At 68.5% G+C, this 14,834-nt stretch carries 9 protein-coding genes; all 9 read right to left on the bottom strand.

Annotated features, from left to right (window positions below; genetic code table 11):
- Positions 1-8: 8 nt before the first annotated feature.
- Entirely contained in the window at positions 9-908 is a 900-nt protein-coding gene (gene argB / locus ACQVDU_RS09260; RefSeq protein ID WP_292712125.1) for an acetylglutamate kinase, read from the bottom strand.
- Positions 905-2,062 (bottom strand): bifunctional glutamate N-acetyltransferase/amino-acid acetyltransferase ArgJ, encoded by a 1,158-nt coding sequence (gene argJ / locus ACQVDU_RS09265; RefSeq protein ID WP_300592717.1) that lies wholly within the window; start codon positions 2,060-2,062, stop codon positions 905-907. The genes argB and argJ overlap by 4 nt, the downstream gene beginning before the upstream one ends.
- Entirely contained in the window at positions 2,059-3,102 is a 1,044-nt protein-coding gene (gene argC / locus ACQVDU_RS09270) for an N-acetyl-gamma-glutamyl-phosphate reductase (protein ID WP_443476954.1), read from the bottom strand. Before argC ends, argJ begins: the two co-directional genes overlap by 4 nt.
- A 226-nt stretch (positions 3,103-3,328) precedes the next feature.
- On the bottom strand, positions 3,329-5,161 hold the full coding sequence (locus ACQVDU_RS09275) for a hypothetical protein (RefSeq protein WP_443476955.1): 1,833 nt from the start codon (positions 5,159-5,161) through the stop codon (positions 3,329-3,331).
- Positions 5,158-8,058 (bottom strand): MMPL family transporter, encoded by a 2,901-nt coding sequence (locus tag ACQVDU_RS09280; RefSeq protein WP_443476956.1) that lies wholly within the window; start codon positions 8,056-8,058, stop codon positions 5,158-5,160. The genes ACQVDU_RS09275 and ACQVDU_RS09280 overlap by 4 nt, the downstream gene beginning before the upstream one ends.
- Positions 8,059-8,188: 130 nt before the next feature.
- Positions 8,189-10,723: a phenylalanine--tRNA ligase subunit beta gene (gene pheT, locus ACQVDU_RS09285; protein ID WP_443476957.1), complete on the bottom strand. Its 2,535-nt coding sequence runs from the start codon at positions 10,721-10,723 to the stop codon at positions 8,189-8,191.
- A complete protein-coding gene (pheS, locus tag ACQVDU_RS09290) occupies positions 10,723-11,763 on the bottom strand; it encodes a phenylalanine--tRNA ligase subunit alpha (RefSeq protein ID WP_443476958.1) in 1,041 nt (346 codons plus the stop codon). Before pheS ends, pheT begins: the two co-directional genes overlap by 1 nt.
- Before the next feature lie 184 nt (positions 11,764-11,947).
- Positions 11,948-14,155 carry an ATP-binding protein gene (locus ACQVDU_RS09295; RefSeq protein WP_443476959.1) on the bottom strand — a complete coding sequence of 736 codons (2,208 nt, stop codon included), beginning with the start codon at positions 14,153-14,155 and terminating at the stop codon, positions 11,948-11,950.
- Entirely contained in the window at positions 14,148-14,795 is a 648-nt protein-coding gene (locus ACQVDU_RS09300) for a LuxR C-terminal-related transcriptional regulator (RefSeq protein ID WP_443476960.1), read from the bottom strand. Before ACQVDU_RS09300 ends, ACQVDU_RS09295 begins: the two co-directional genes overlap by 8 nt.
- Between the last annotated feature and the right edge of the window lie 39 nt (positions 14,796-14,834).

Here is a 14,834-nt window from a genome sequence, read left to right on the forward strand (position 1 = left end):
TACTGCGCTCATGCGCTGACCACTTCGGTTCCGATGCCCTTGCTGGTGAACACTTCGATCAGGAGCGAGTGAGGCACGCGCCCGTCGATGATCGCCGCCGTGTCGACTCCCCCATCGACGGCGTCCAGACATGCCTGCATCTTGGGGACCATCCCCGACTCCAGCGTCGGGAGCATCGTCCGCAGTTCGGTCGAGGTCAGGTGCGAGACCAGCGAGTCGCGGTTCGGCCAGTCGGCATACAGCCCCGGAACGTCGGTGAGGATGACGAGCTTGGCGGCGTTCAGCGCCACAGCGAGCGCCGCTGCCGCGGCGTCGGCGTTGACGTTCAGCGTGTGCCCGGGCCGATCGAGGTCGGGCGCTATCGAGGACACAACGGGGATGCGACCGGCGGCGAGGTGGTCGAGAACTGCCGTCGGATTCACGTGGACGACATCGCCGACCGAGCCGAGATCGACCTCTTCGCCGTTGATGACCACCCCACGGCGGCGGCCGCCGAACAGGCCAGCGTCTTCGCCCGACAGACCGGTGGCGAACGGGCCGTGAGCATTGATCTTCGAGACCAGCTGCGGGTTGATGTGGCCGGTGAGCACCATGCGGACGACGGAGACCGCTTCGGTACTGGTCACCCGGTAGCCGCCCTGGAACTCGCTCGGGATGTCGAGGCGCTCCAGCATCCGGGAGATCTGCGGGCCGCCGCCGTGGACGACGACCGGCTTGACGCCGACATAGCGGAGGTACGCAATGTCTTCGGCGACCGTGCGCTGCAGTTCTTCGGAGACCATCGCGTTGCCGCCGTACTTGACGACGACGATCTGGTCGCGAAAGCGCTTGAGCCAGGGCAGCGACTCGATCAGGACGGCTGCCTTCTCGGCTGCCTCATCGGGGGTGGTCTCTTGTAGGTCAGTCATGACGAGTAGGCACTGTTCTCGTGAACGTAGTCGTGGGTGAGGTCGTTGGTGTAGATCGTGGCTGAAGCGTCGCCGACCTTCAGATCGATGACGACCTTCGTCGCCCGCGGAGTAAGGTCCACGAGCTCCCGCGGCTGGTCGGGTCCCCCGTTGGAGCACACCCGGATGCCGTTCATCTCGACATCCACGGCGTAGGGGTCGAACTCGGCAGCCGTTGTGCCGATCGCTGCCAGCACGCGACCCCAGTTCGGGTCGTTGCCGAAGATGGCAGCCTTGAAGAGGTTGTTGCGCGCAACCGACCTGCCGACCTCGACCGCGTCATCTTCGGATGCCGCGTGGATCACCTCGATCGTGATGTCGTGGCTCGCGCCTTCGGCATCCGACTGCAACTGGGTCGCGAGGTCGGTGCAGACGGCGATGAGCGCGCTGCGGAACGCCTCCGGTGTCGGCGTGACCCCGCTCGCGCCGCTGACCATCAGGGTCACCTGATCGTTCGTTGACATGCACCCGTCGGAGTCGAGGCGGTCGAAGCTCACCCGTGTCGCGGCACGCAGGTGCTCGTCGGCTTCTGCCGAGGTCAGGACGGCGTCGGTGGTCAGGACCACGAGCATCGTCGCAAGCCCGGGGGCCAGCATCCCGGCGCCCTTGGCCATTCCACCGATCGTCCACCCGTCACCGGTGACGGTGGTGGTCTTCGGCCGCGAGTCTGTCGTCATGATCGCGCGGGCAGCATCCTCGCCGCCGTCCGAAGACAGCGCACCGATCGCGGCCTCGGTACCCGCGAGTACCTTGTCGCGGAACACCTGATCACCGGTGCCGATGAGCCCGGTAGAGCACACCTGGATGTCGCCAGCACTCACTCCGAGCAGTTCGGCGGCGCGCTCGGCCGTCAGGTGGGTCGTCAGAAACCCGAACGAACCGGTGAAGCAGTTCGCGCCGCCCGAGTTCAGCACGATGGCTTCGACGACGCCGTCTTGGATGGCCTGCTGCGACCACAGGATCGGGTTCGCCTTGGCGCGGTTGCTCGTGAACACCGCAGCACCGACAGTGAGTGGACCACGGTTGACCACGACGGCGACATCCGGCTTGCCGGTGGACTTGAGTCCAGCGGCAACGCCTGCCGCTTCGAACCCTGCGGGCGCGGTGACGGTCACGGTGCCACTCCGTTCGTGGTGAGGGCCCGGTCCTCGGGAAGGCCGAGCGCGATGTTCATGGACTGGACAGCGGCGCCCGCCGTGCCCTTGACGAGATTGTCGACAGCGGCGACGACCACGACCCGACCCGCGGCACGATCGATCGCGAGGCCGAGAAGCGCCGTATTGGCTCCGACGACATCCGCCGTTCGCGGGACGTGTCCCTCCGGGAGCACGTGGACGAACGGTTCATCGGCGTACGCCTGCTCCCAGGCGGCACGGATGTCGGCATCCGTCGCACCCGGGACAATCGGCGCCGTCGAGGTGGCGAGGATTCCGCGGGCCATCGGGACGATGACGGGGGTGAACGAGATGCGGACCTCGGTGGCCCCGGCATCTTGCAGTGCCTGGTGAATCTCGGGGATGTGCCGGTGTGTACCGCCTACCGCATACGGGTTCGCGCTGCCGAGCACTTCGCTTGCCAGCAGGTGAGGTTTGAGGCTCTTGCCCGCACCCGACGGGCCGACGGCGAGCACGCTGACGATGTCGGTCGGATCGATCACCCCGGCAGCCACACCCGGCGCGAGGGACAGACTCACCGTCGAGGCGTTGCAGCCGGGAGCAGCGATCCGCGTCGCGCCCCGGAGGCTTTCACGGATCTTGCCGCCAGGGGCGGGCAGTTCGGGCACACCATAGGTCCACGCCTCGGGGTGCGGGCCACCGTAGAACTGCTCCCACGCCGCGGCGTCGCGCAGCCGGTGATCGGCTCCGGCGTCGATCACCAACGGCACGTCGCCCAAGGCGTCCGTGTACTGCGCCGACTGCCCGTGGGGAAGGGCGAGGAACACGATGTCGTGGCCGGCGAGGATCTCCGGGGTGGTGTCTTGCAGCGTCAGGTGAGACAGCGAACGCAGGTGCGGCTGGTGCTCGATGAGGGGCTGACCGGCGTTGGAGTGGGCTGTGACGGTGCGGATGTCGATATCGGGATGCTGCGCCAGCAGCCGCAGGATCTCGCCGCCGGCATATCCGGAGGCGCCAGAGACGGCGACCGAGTAGGTCATGGATTCCACCTTATTGTCTGGGTTCGTCGTGCATCGAAAGCACAGAGCCGGAGGTGGCGACACCGCCGCGCGCGAGTACGCAGCGGGGTCGCCTAGAGTCGGCGACCGCCCAGACGTCGGCGCAGCACGAGAACCACCGTCGCGGAAGCGACGAGGTCGTGCGGTGCCGGAAGCATGTCGCGAGAGTACCGATCTCGGCCTCGGCGCCGCAAATCGACGCGCCCACTCACGCTGGAAGCAGTGCGTTGACCGCCCGCGCGCGGGCACGGCGCACGCCGATCACGGTCCCTGCGAAGGCGAGGGCGGCCCAGAGGAGAAGACCGACGGCTGCCCCGAGCACTTCGTGCAGCGAGCCGCCCACCAGAGCGTCGGCGCCTTGCAGGGCAACGCTCAGCGGCAGGATCGAGAACGGCGTGGCAGCCAGCGACCCCTCGGTCACCGGTTGCAGGGTGCCCGCGGCTACCAGCTGAAGGCCCAGTGCGAGCACCGACACGATGAGACCAGCTCGTCCGAACAGGGCAGTGAGGGCCTGGTGGAACAGCGTGAACGACACCGCGACGGCAAGGGTCAGCCCGTAGGCCACCGCGATCCGATCGGGGACGACACCGAGGACAGCAACCCCCAGCCAGACGAGCACCGACTGCACGCCGGCGATTCCCACGGCAACCAAGGCAGCGTCAGCGGCGATGTGCGCGGAGGTGGCAGGGGTCACCAGCGACGCCCGCGCAAAGGGAGCAACGACCAGGAAGGTCGCGAGCGCGCCCAGCCACAGCGACACCGGAGCCAGTGCCGCCACCGCTGCCGCCAGTGCAGAATCCGGTCCACCGATGCTCGCGGTGGTGACCCCGATCGGGGAGGCCACAGTGTTTGCGATGCTCTGCTGCTGTGCACTGGAGTAGCTGGGGATGCTGGAGGCTGCCTCATCCAGGCCGCTCGCCAGTTCACCTGCGGCACCAGCCGCGGTGTCGAGACCGGTAGCCAGTTCTGCCGTGCCGGCGGCGAGATCGGATGCGCCGGACACCGCGGCCTGTTGAGCCGCCGAGAGCTGGCTGAGCGCCGATGCCGCCGGTCCTGCAAGATCGGCCACGGCGTCGGCGCCGACCGCAAGTTCGGCGGCGTCTGCCGCATCGCCGGCGAGCGCCCCCGCCTGATCCTGGAGGTCCGACGCGACCGCGGCTGCGCCGCTCCGCAGCGCGAGGATGTCATCAAGCAGGTCGCCGGCTGGTGCCGTCGGATCAGCCGAGATCAGCGCGGCCAGCACATCGAGGTCTGCCACTCCGGCATCCTGCGCGAGTGAGAGCACCTCGGCGTCGATGGCAGCCCCGGCCAGCGAGCCCGCGAGAGCTGCGGCATCCGACCCGGCTGCCGCGCTGAGCGCACCCAGGTCGCGGACCCCCGTCGGGAGGGCGCGAAGAACTGTTCCGATGCCCTCGAGCCCCGAGACGAGCTCTCGCTGCCCCTGGGCGAGAACCCCGGCTCCCCCGGCAGCATCAGCGATGCCCCCCACGAGCTCGCTCGCGCCGTCAGCGGCTTGACCGATGCCGGTGTGCAATTCCGTGAACGCTTCCAGCGTGCCGGACACGTAGCCCGAGGTGAGCTGAGCTTCCACTCCGCGCGGCAGCCCCGCTGCCAGAGCCTCAGCCAGCACTCCGGACAGATACCCGTGGCGGGTGCTCGTCTGTACGCTCAGCGAAGCCTGCGTCGGCGCATCAGTTCCCAGGGTCGCAACGTCCTGGGAGAAGTCGGCTGGGATCGTCACGACAGCGAGATACGTGCCCGCAGCGAGTCCTTGATCTGCCGTCGTCGTGTCCGTCAGGGTCCAGGCGATCCCGTCGCTCGCGGTCAATAGGTTCTCGGTGACGAGCTTGCCCGCGGCGACGGGCGTACTCCCATTCTGGATCGGAACATCGAGGTTCACGATCGCCACGGGAACCTGTTCCTGGGTCTGACGCGGCAACAGCGTCAGCATGACCAGCAGCGGGATGAGGATCGCGAAGACCGCGAGCGCAATCGCACGCCCTCGGCCACCGCCGGCCAGAAGCCCCGACAGCCCGGTCATACGACGACCTCCGTGCTGGCGTGTTGCGTGCCGGGAGCATCAGCTGACCGGTCTGCCCGGAGAACAGTCACGGCACGCCCGTGAGGTGCCAGGTGACCAGCCACTTCGACCACCGCGTCACCGACGGCGACCACGAGCGTCGTGGAGGGCGACGCGGCGCGCAGGATGCGGCCCAGCAGCGCTGGCTGATCTGCTCGGCGTTGCAGATCGAGAACGGTGACCTCGGGCGTCGATGCGATTGCGACGGCGGCATCGAGCGTCCAGCGCTGATGCTCGTCCAGGCGCGCCATCGGCACATCGACCTCGTCGAGCACGTTCGGCCCGCCCGTCAGCTCGCCCCACAGCTCGATCGCCCGGCGTGCCCGATCACGATGATCACCGCGGCTGCCATCCAGGCGCACCTGCCGCCGCACATGTTCGACAAGAGTGCTCGCGTCCGTGGGCGCGGGAAGCGCCGGAACCAGAACCGAGACCCGAGAGAGGGGCTCTCTCTCGAACGGAATGAGTCGACCACCCACCGCAAGGTCACCGCCGACATCGGGAATCCGGCCAGACAGCCCCGCACAGACGGCGGCGGCTTCGGGGCCATGGACCACGAGGACTCCAGACCCCGGCAGGTCGACGGTGAGCGGTGCTGAATCACCGAACGTCGCCTCGTGTGCGTGAATGCCGCTCCCGCGCACCGCCCGCTCGGCCTCACGCCACGTCCGCTGATCGAGCATCCGGCGCACGGCCTCGCCCTCGATGTCGGCATCCGGCAAGACCTTCTCGAGCCAGCGCGGCAGCCACCAGGCACGGGCGCCCAACAGAGCCATGAGCGCAGGGATGAGGGTCATCCGCACCACGAACGCGTCGATGAGCACACCCACGGCCAGGGCGAGCGCTATCGGCTGGATGATCGCGTTGCCGCCGGGGACGAACGAGAAGAAGACCGAGAACATGATGAGCGCCGCGGCCGTGATGACCCGCGCGGAGGCGGAGAACCCCTGCAAAACAGCGGTGTGCGCGTCGCCGGTGTTGACGAACCGCTCGCGCATCCGCGACACCAGGAACACGTGATAATCCATCGCGAGCCCGAACAGCACCGCCATGACAAGGATCGGCATGAAGCTGATCACCGGGCCCACCTTGCCGACGCCGAGAACAGACGCGCCCCACCCCCACTCGAACACCACGGTGGCGATCCCCAGGCCCGCACCCACGGTCAGGAGGTAGCCGAAGGTCGCGGTGATCGGCACGGCGATCGAGCGGAACATGATGGTCAGCAGCACGAGGCTCAGCCCGACGACCACGATCGCGAACGGCAGCATCGCCGCGCCCAGGCGATCGGAGATGTCGATGGCAAGGGCAGTCTGGCCGGTGATCTCATAGGTGAAGCCGTTCGTCGCCTCGAACGCCGCGGCACGGTCGCGCAGGGTCTGCACGAGCTGCGCTGTCTGATCGGAGGACGGGGAGCTGTCGGGAGTGATCGTCACGACGGCCATGTCCAGGGCTTCGTTGGGGAAGGCCTGCGAGACCGCGGCGATCCCAGGGACGCCCTGGAACGCATTCTCGAGAGCGGTGAGAGCCTGCTCGATCTGCAGCGTACGAGAGATGTCAGCGGTGACCAGCAGCGGCCCGTTGAAACCGGGGCCGAAGCCCTCGTCGAGCAGGTCATAGGCGACCCGCGCTTCAGAGCCCGGTGGGTCGTAGCCGGCATCGGGCAGTGTCAGACGCAGCCCGGATGCCGGGATCGCGATCACCGCGAGCACCGCGGCGACACCGAGCGCGGTCAGCAGCGGCTGTCGCGTGACGATCTTCACCCACCGCGCCGTGCGCGCCGGCTCCGCGCCGCGACGAGCTGCGCGACGCTCCGCCCGACCTCGTGGAATGAGGCGGCGCCCGAGCAGCGAAAGAATCGCCGGGAGCAGGGTGACAGCAACCAACAGCGCGGTCAGCACGGCGCCCGCAGCTCCGAGGCCCATGACGGTGAGGAAGGGAATCCCCGCCACTCCGAGTCCCACGAGAGCGATCATGACCGTCATCCCCGCGAACACGACAGCCGTACCCGCCGTCGCGATGGCCACCGCTACCGACTCGGGAGGATCCATGCCCTCCCGAAGGTTGTCGCGGTGCCGGGAGGTGATCAGGAGGGCGTAGTCGATACCGACCGCAAGGCCCAGCATCGTCGCAAGGACCGGGGCGGTCGAAGAGACCGGTACGAGGGCGCCGACGATCGTGATGGCGCTCGCGGCAAGTCCGACGCCGAGCGCGGCAGTCACCAGGGGAATCCCCGCGGCGATGAGGGAGCCGAACGTGATCGCCAAGACGACATAGGCGATGCCCATTCCGGCAAGCTCGGTCCAGTCGACTCCCGAGGACGCGCTCGCAGCGAGTCCCGATACCGCGACGGTGAGGCCAGCATCCGCGAGTGGTGCAGTGGCCTGGGCCACCGAGGTGACAAGCGAGTCCGGGATGTCGGTCGCGGCTACCGAGAGCTGCATGGCGATGAACGCCATGTCGCCGTTGGCGGAGATCTGCGAGGCAGCGCCGTCCGAGGCCGCCGTCGAACCGCTCGCGGTCATGGCATAGGGGCACGTGACTGCTACCACGTCGTCCAGGGCCGCGATGTCTTCACAGGCGGTGGCGATCAGGTCCTCACTCGCCGAGACCTGCCCGCCGGAGGGCGCGGAAACGACCACCTTTGCGCTGGCGCCGCTGATCTGCGGGAAGCGCTGCTCCAGGGCATCCAGTGCCGACTGAGCCTGGGTGCCGGGCACGGTGAAGCTCGACTGGAGGTGGTTGCCAAGCACTCCGGCCAGTGCCGAGGCTCCAACGACAACAGCCACCCAGATGACGATGACGGTCCACCGACGCCGGGCCGCGAACCGGCCCACGCGGTAGAGGAACGACGACATCGGCGCAGCTCCTTCTCGGGTTCGTCTGGTGGCGGCGAGGGCCTGGCCTCAACGCCCGGACCCCTCGCCAGCGTAGCGGTCCGGGTACGGCCGCCGCGGGAGCCACGACACCCGAACGCGAAGCTGGCGCTTACTCTCGGATGCGGGCCTCGAACCGCTCGGCTGCCACGGCGACACCTGCCAGCTTCGCCTCGGTGGCCTCCGCCGCTGTCAGGGTGCGGTCCGCGGCTCGGAAGCGCAGCGCGTAGGTGAGGCTCTTCGTGCCGGGTTCGATGCCCGGGCCTCGGTAGTCGTCAACCAGACGCGCCGCCTCGAGCAGGTCGCCGGCGCCCGAGACGAGCGCCGCCTCGACGTCGGCTGCGGGAATCGCCTCCGGCACGACGAGCGAGACATCCTGCGTCGCCGCCGGGAAACCCGACAGGGATGCCGCCACGACACGCTCCCCCGCGAGAGAGATCACGAGGTCGAGGTCGAGCTCGGCAACGATGACACGGCCGGGCAGATCTGCATCGGCAGCCACAGCGGGCAGGAGCTCGCCCACGTACCCGACGGTGACATCGCCGATGCGAACGTCACCGGCACGCCCCGGGTGCAGCGCCGCACGCCGCGTCTGGACGATCGTCACGTCGACTCCCGCCGCAGAAGCCACGGTGCGAACCGCATCGATGACATCGGCGAGGTCTGCGGTCTCGGCGCTCTGGCCGGGCTGCTTGGCAACCCGCGCTCCCGTCAGCAACACCGCGACGTGGCGCGGCTGCGACGGGATCGACGCGTCAAGACCCGCGAGGGTGGCGGCATCCGGCCGGATGCCCAACGGCGGAACGAACGGTGTGCCGTACTCGACGCCTGCAGCGGGCAGGAACACGACACCGGTCTCGAAGAGGGCGAGATCCACGAGCCCTCGCGACACGTTGCGGTGCGCGACCTGCAGCAGGCCTGGAACGAGCGAACGTCGCAGGTAGGGCGACTGTCCGTCGAGCGGGTTCGCGAGCTTGATGCTCGGGAGATGGCCTCCGTCGGCGCTGCCGTGAAGGTCGTTTGCCTCGGCAGTAGCGAACGGGAACGACGGGGTCTCGACGTATCCGGCAGCCGCCAGCGCGTTCGAGACACGACGGCGCGCGCGCTGGGCAGTGGTTAGCCCGCGCCCCGATGGCGGGGTGGGCAGCACGGAGGGCACCTCGTCGAGCCCGTGGATACGCGCGACCTCCTCGGCGAGAGTCCACCGGTCGGTGAGGTCGGGGCGCCACGACGGTGGGAAGACTAGCCAGGGTGCAGTCGGGTCAGTTCCGGCATCCTGGATGTCGCACCCGATCAGCCGGAGCGCCTCGACGATCTGGTCAGGCGTGTAGTCGACGCCGATCAGACCCGAAACGAAGCCGCGCGGCAGTTCGATCGCCGCCTGTTCGTGGCCAGAGCGCAGGGCGCCACCGAATGAGGTGTCCAGCGTTCCCCCGGCCAGCTCCACCATGAGGTCGGCGACGCGGCGGGCTGCGACGAACGGGAGGGCCGGGTCCACGCCGCGCTCGAAGCGCCGCGACGCTTCCGAGGGCAGCTTGTGCCGACGCGCCGTCCGCGCGATAGACACCGGGTCGAAGCGGGCCGCCTCGATGAGCACGGTGCGGGTCGCGGGTCCCATCTCTGTCGTTGCCCCGCCCATCACTCCGGCAAGACCGATCGGACCAGACTCATCGGTGATGAGGAGGTCCTCGGCATCCAGCGTGCGCCTCTGGCCATCGAGGGTCTCGAGGGTTTCGCCGGCATGGGCACGACGAACGGTGATCCCGCCCTGCAGAGTGTCGTAGTCGTAGCCGTGGATGGGGTTTCCGAGCTCGAGCATCACATAGTTCGTGATGTCGATCAGGATGCCGAGCGGTCGCACACCGGCGAGAGTCAGCCGCGTGATCATCCACGGCGGGGTCGGCTTGGAAGCATCGACGTCACGCACGAGTCGCGCGACGAATTCGGAAGCGCCGATCTGCCCGCGAATCGGGTTCGCGTCATCGACCACGATCGAGAACCCCTCGCCGGGATCGACGTCCTCCCACGGACGCTCGGCGGGGTCACGAAATGATGCCCCCGTGGCATGGGAGTACTCGCGCGCCACACCGCGAATCGAGAGCGCATAGCCGCGGTCGGGGGTGACGTTGATCTCGACTGCCTCATCGTCAAGCCCGAGCAGCGCGATCGCGTCCGAGCCGACCGGAGCGTCGATGCCGAGTTCGACCAGACGCAGGATGCCCGAGTGGTCCTGCCCGAGCCCCAGCTCCTTGGCCGAGGCGATCATGCCGTCTGAGACATGTCCATAGGTCTTGCGCGCAGCGATCGGGAAGGGACCGGGCAGCACGGCACCGGGCAGGGTGACAACGACCTTGTCGCCGGCGAAGAAGTTGCTCGCACCGCAGACGATGCCGCGGACGGCAGGCGCGTCATCCGTGCCCTCTCCCTCGGCGACTCGCACCCGGCACCAGCGGATCGTCTTGCCGTTGGACTGCGGCTCCTCGACGAACTCGAGAACCTCGCCCACCACGATCGGACCCGACAGCTCGAAGCGGTGAACGTCCTCTTCTTCGAAGCCGACCGACACCAGCGCGGCAAGCACATCTTCGGGGGTTGCCTCAGCGGGAACCTCGACAAACTCACGCAGCCACGACAGCGGAACGCGCATCACACCACCATCCCGAACTGCTCGCTGAATCGCACATCGCCCTCGGCCATGTCACGCATGTCTTTCACATCGCTGCGGAACATCAGCGTGCGTTCGATCCCCATGCCGAACGCGAACCCGGAGTACTCCTCGGGATCGATGCCCGCGGCGCGCAGCACATTCGGGTTGACCATGCCGCAGCCGCCCCACTCGATCCAGCGCGCACCACCCTTGAAGGTGGGATGCCAGAGGTCGAGCTCGGCGCTCGGCTCGGTGAACGGGAAGTAGTTGGTACGCAAGCGGGTCTTTGCCTCGGGACCGAACAGGACGCGTGCGAAGTGGTCGAGCGTGCCCTTCAGGTGCGCCATCGTGATGCCCTTATCAATCACGAGCCCCTCGACCTGCGAGAAGACGGGGAGGTGCGTCGCGTCGAACTCGTCTGTGCGATACACCCGCCCGGGGCACACGACGTACACGGGAAGCTCGCGATCGAGCATGGAGCGCACCTGCACGGGGCTGGTGTGCGTCCGCATCACGAGGTGCCGATCGATCGGGTCGACGAAGAAGGTGTCCTGCATCTGCCGCGCGGGGTGATCGACGTCGAAGTTGAGGGCGTCGAAATTGAACCACTCGTGCTCGAGCTCAGGGCCTTCGGCAACCTCCCAGCCCATGCCGACGAAGATGTCCGAAATCTCCTCTTGCAGGAGCGTGAGCGGATGCCGGGCACCGACCCGCGCACGCGTCGGCAACGCGGTGATGTCGATCGCTTCGGCATCCAGCCGCGCCGCCAGCTCGGCAGCCTCCAGCTCGGCCTCCCGGGCGGCAAGCGCCTGCGTGACCTGCCCGCGCGCCTGCCCGATGAGCTTGCCGAACTCGGCCTTGTGCTCCGGAGCGACATCACGCAGCGACGCGTTCAGGCGCGCCAGCGGCGAGCCGTCGCCGACGTGCGCGGCACGGACCTGCTTGAGGGATGCCGAATCGGCAGCGGCCGCGATCGCGGCGCGCGCCGCATCTGCCGCTGCGGCGACGGTCTCGGGTGTGATCTCTGGAGCGTCGGACACGAGAGTCGAGTCTACCGAGGCAGGAGAGTGCCGCTTCTCTTGTGCCAGGGCGGCGAACAGGATGGCGAAACCACCAGAATCAGTGGTTTCTGAACCTGCCAGCGTGCGGCCCTGACGACACGATGGGTGCGCGGCGGCTCCGTCTCCCCCACCCGGGAGCCGCCGCACCCTCAGACGTGGACGCTCATCGAGCTCCCCATTCACCGCGAGCCGGATAGCCGGCGGTCTGCCCGTCGACGACGGCCCGGGCAACCAAGGTGCGCCCGGGTGGCAGCAGGCGACCCACAAATCGCTCGAGCGCCTGCTCCACGTAGGGAGTCATCCAGTCCGCGATTGCCGCACACACCTCATCCGCGTACTCAGCGTCTTCGCTGTCATCGAGCAGAACGACATCGACGCCCCGCCTCCGGGCATCCATGACCGCGTCGACCAGTGGTTCGCGGGAGAGAGCGTGGGCGCGGTAGCCGTCGCGCAGGCGCCCCTCGACGGCCCCCGCGAACGAGCGATCCGCCGGCGAGAGCACCTCACCTGCCGCCAGTCGCTCGAGGACCGGGCGCGCGTGGACATCCAGATCCGACGCGCGTCGCTCGATCTCCCGCTGCGCGGCAGCGTCCCTTGCGCTCGCACGGATGGCACTCACGGCGCGCTCGCTTGCTCGCACGCTCAGATCGCGGGCACGCTGAATGACGAGCGCGATCAGAATCGCAAGCGAGACGATGAGCACGGTTCGCGCCGTCGCCAGGGCCAACGCGACGCTGTGCGAGCCTGCGAGGGAGGTGATCAGGATCGCCCCGGCAAGCAGCCCGACCGTACCGATCGTCGCGGCAAGAGGGTGGGCCCGGAGTGCAATCGCACCGAGGAGGAGCCCGACGGCAGGGAGAAACCAGACCTGCTCGTAGCCCGCCGGCGCCGGGTTGAGGGCGATACCCGTCAGACCTGCCGCAACCGGGAGGACCGTCACCAGTGCCCCTGCAGTACGACCCCTGCCACGCGCGCGCACGATGAGGATCCCGCTCGCAGCCAGTGCGACGAGTACGCCGACAGACACTGCCATCTGGCCGGCCGAGACCCCGACGATGCCGGCGATGACAGCCTGCGACGCGAAGAACATGATCGTAAGTGCGCGAAGACCGCGGCCGAAGCGCGCGTCTTCGAAGGCCTGGACCGCCGTCGGCAGGTCCAAGCTTTCACCCTCGTGCTGCGCAACGTCGGGGACGGTGGCTCGCTGCCACTCGAGCACGACCCGTGTCCCGGACCCCGGCGCCGACTGCACTCGTGCCCGCCCTCCGACGGTGCGCATCGCCTCGACGATACTCATGCCGATACCCAGTCGGCCGGGCGGGAGTTTGCCGGGCTCGAACCCCGTGCCGTCGTCCGAGACGTCGACCACAACACGGTCGCCGCTCTGCTCGATCCGCAGAGCACGCGCTGCGGGTCCGGCGTGGTGCACGCTGTTGTCGAGGGCCTGCCGCGCCGCTCGCACCAGCGCCTCGGCGACATCTCCGGGAACGGAAACCGGCTGAACACTCGCGGACACCTCAACACGGATCCGAGGATCGACGTCGAGGGCACATCGTCGGATCTCGTCCAGCCACAGATCGTCGCTCCTGGTCCCCGCATCTGCCGACATGCCACTGTGAAAGCGATCGGCAAGCATGAGCGCACGACGGGCCTGCCGCTGGATGGCGGCCTGTGCGATCGCGCCACCCTCTGCCGCTGCCCGCAGCGCAACAAGAACCTCATCGTGGACGAACGCCGCTGACCGGGCGCGTGCCGCGACCCGCCCCCTGATTTCCGCTTCTCGGACACTGGCTTCCCCGGCGCGAGCCGCGAGGGCATCCACACGGATCGACCCTCGTACAAGGGCGCCGCCGACGACGCACACGGCGAGCGCGCACAGCGCGGTCTGCACATCACTCACGGCGGGGCCCAGCGCGTCACCGGTCCCCAGGGCGAGCCGGTAGATGGGCACCGTGCACATCGAGGCGGCGGCTACGACCAGGCCCGCACCCTCCCCGGCTGCGACGACGGCGGCCAATGCCGGTCCAGCGTAGACGGCGAGGGCCCAAGGCAGTGCGACCGAGCCGACGCCCGGGTCGATCACTGCCAGGGCGGGGCCGAAACCGGCGAGCATGACGATGTAGCACCCCGCGCCGAACCCCGAGACCACGCGCAGGGCGGACAGCGGCAACCAGACGACAACGGCGCCCGGGACGATCAGTACCGCGAGGGTCACGATGACGGGGGCCATGTACCAGGCAGGTACTGCGGCCGTCGGCGACGTGGAACGCGCGAGCACAACGCCGGCGAACGTTCCCAACACCGAGAGCGAGACGCACACGATGAGGGCGCGCCGCGCGATCAACTCGGCGCGATGCGGTGATTCACTCACGGCGCGGCGCCGGGAAGAAGCCGTCTTCGAGTCCACGTCGGTAGAGCTCGACCTTCGTGGCCGCGGGCCGACCGAGATGGTGGTACACGGCCCGGATCCGGCGGAGATGATCGTTGACCGTGTTCTCACTCACGAACAGTGCCGTTGCCACCTCGCGTGCGCCCATCCCGGAGGCGTAAAGTGCGAGCACCTCTCGCTCCCGCGGGGTCAGCGGGGCGGCGTGGACGAGCGGATCGGAATCGATTGCCGATGCCCATTCCGTGCTCGGCACATGGTCGCCGGCAGCAACGGAGCGCAGAGCGTCGACCAGCGCCGTACGAGGCGCGGTCTTGCGAAGGATGCCGAGCGCCTCAGTGCGAGATGCTTCGCGCACCAGGTAGGGGTCTTCGGCCGAAGTCAAGACAAGCACGCGTGCCCCCCACTGCCGCAGCGCGGCGACATTAGCGGCCGGATCGCTCCCATCGCGCAGACTCAGATCCAGCACGACAACGTCAGCCTCGCGGGGCCGAGTGGTCAGCGCAGCGACGGTGCGCGCGTGCCGGTCGAAGTCGAGGTCGTCAACGTCGGTCAGGACCGATTGCAGAGCAAGCGCTACGAGTTCGTGGTCATCGACGACCGCAACGCGCGCGGGCAGCACCATAGCGACCTTCCCAGAAAAGCCCCCCTTTCCGAGTATGGC

This window comes from Microbacterium sp. F2, from assembly GCF_052274505.1.
In the GTDB taxonomy this organism is placed as follows: domain Bacteria; phylum Actinomycetota; class Actinomycetes; order Actinomycetales; family Microbacteriaceae; genus Microbacterium.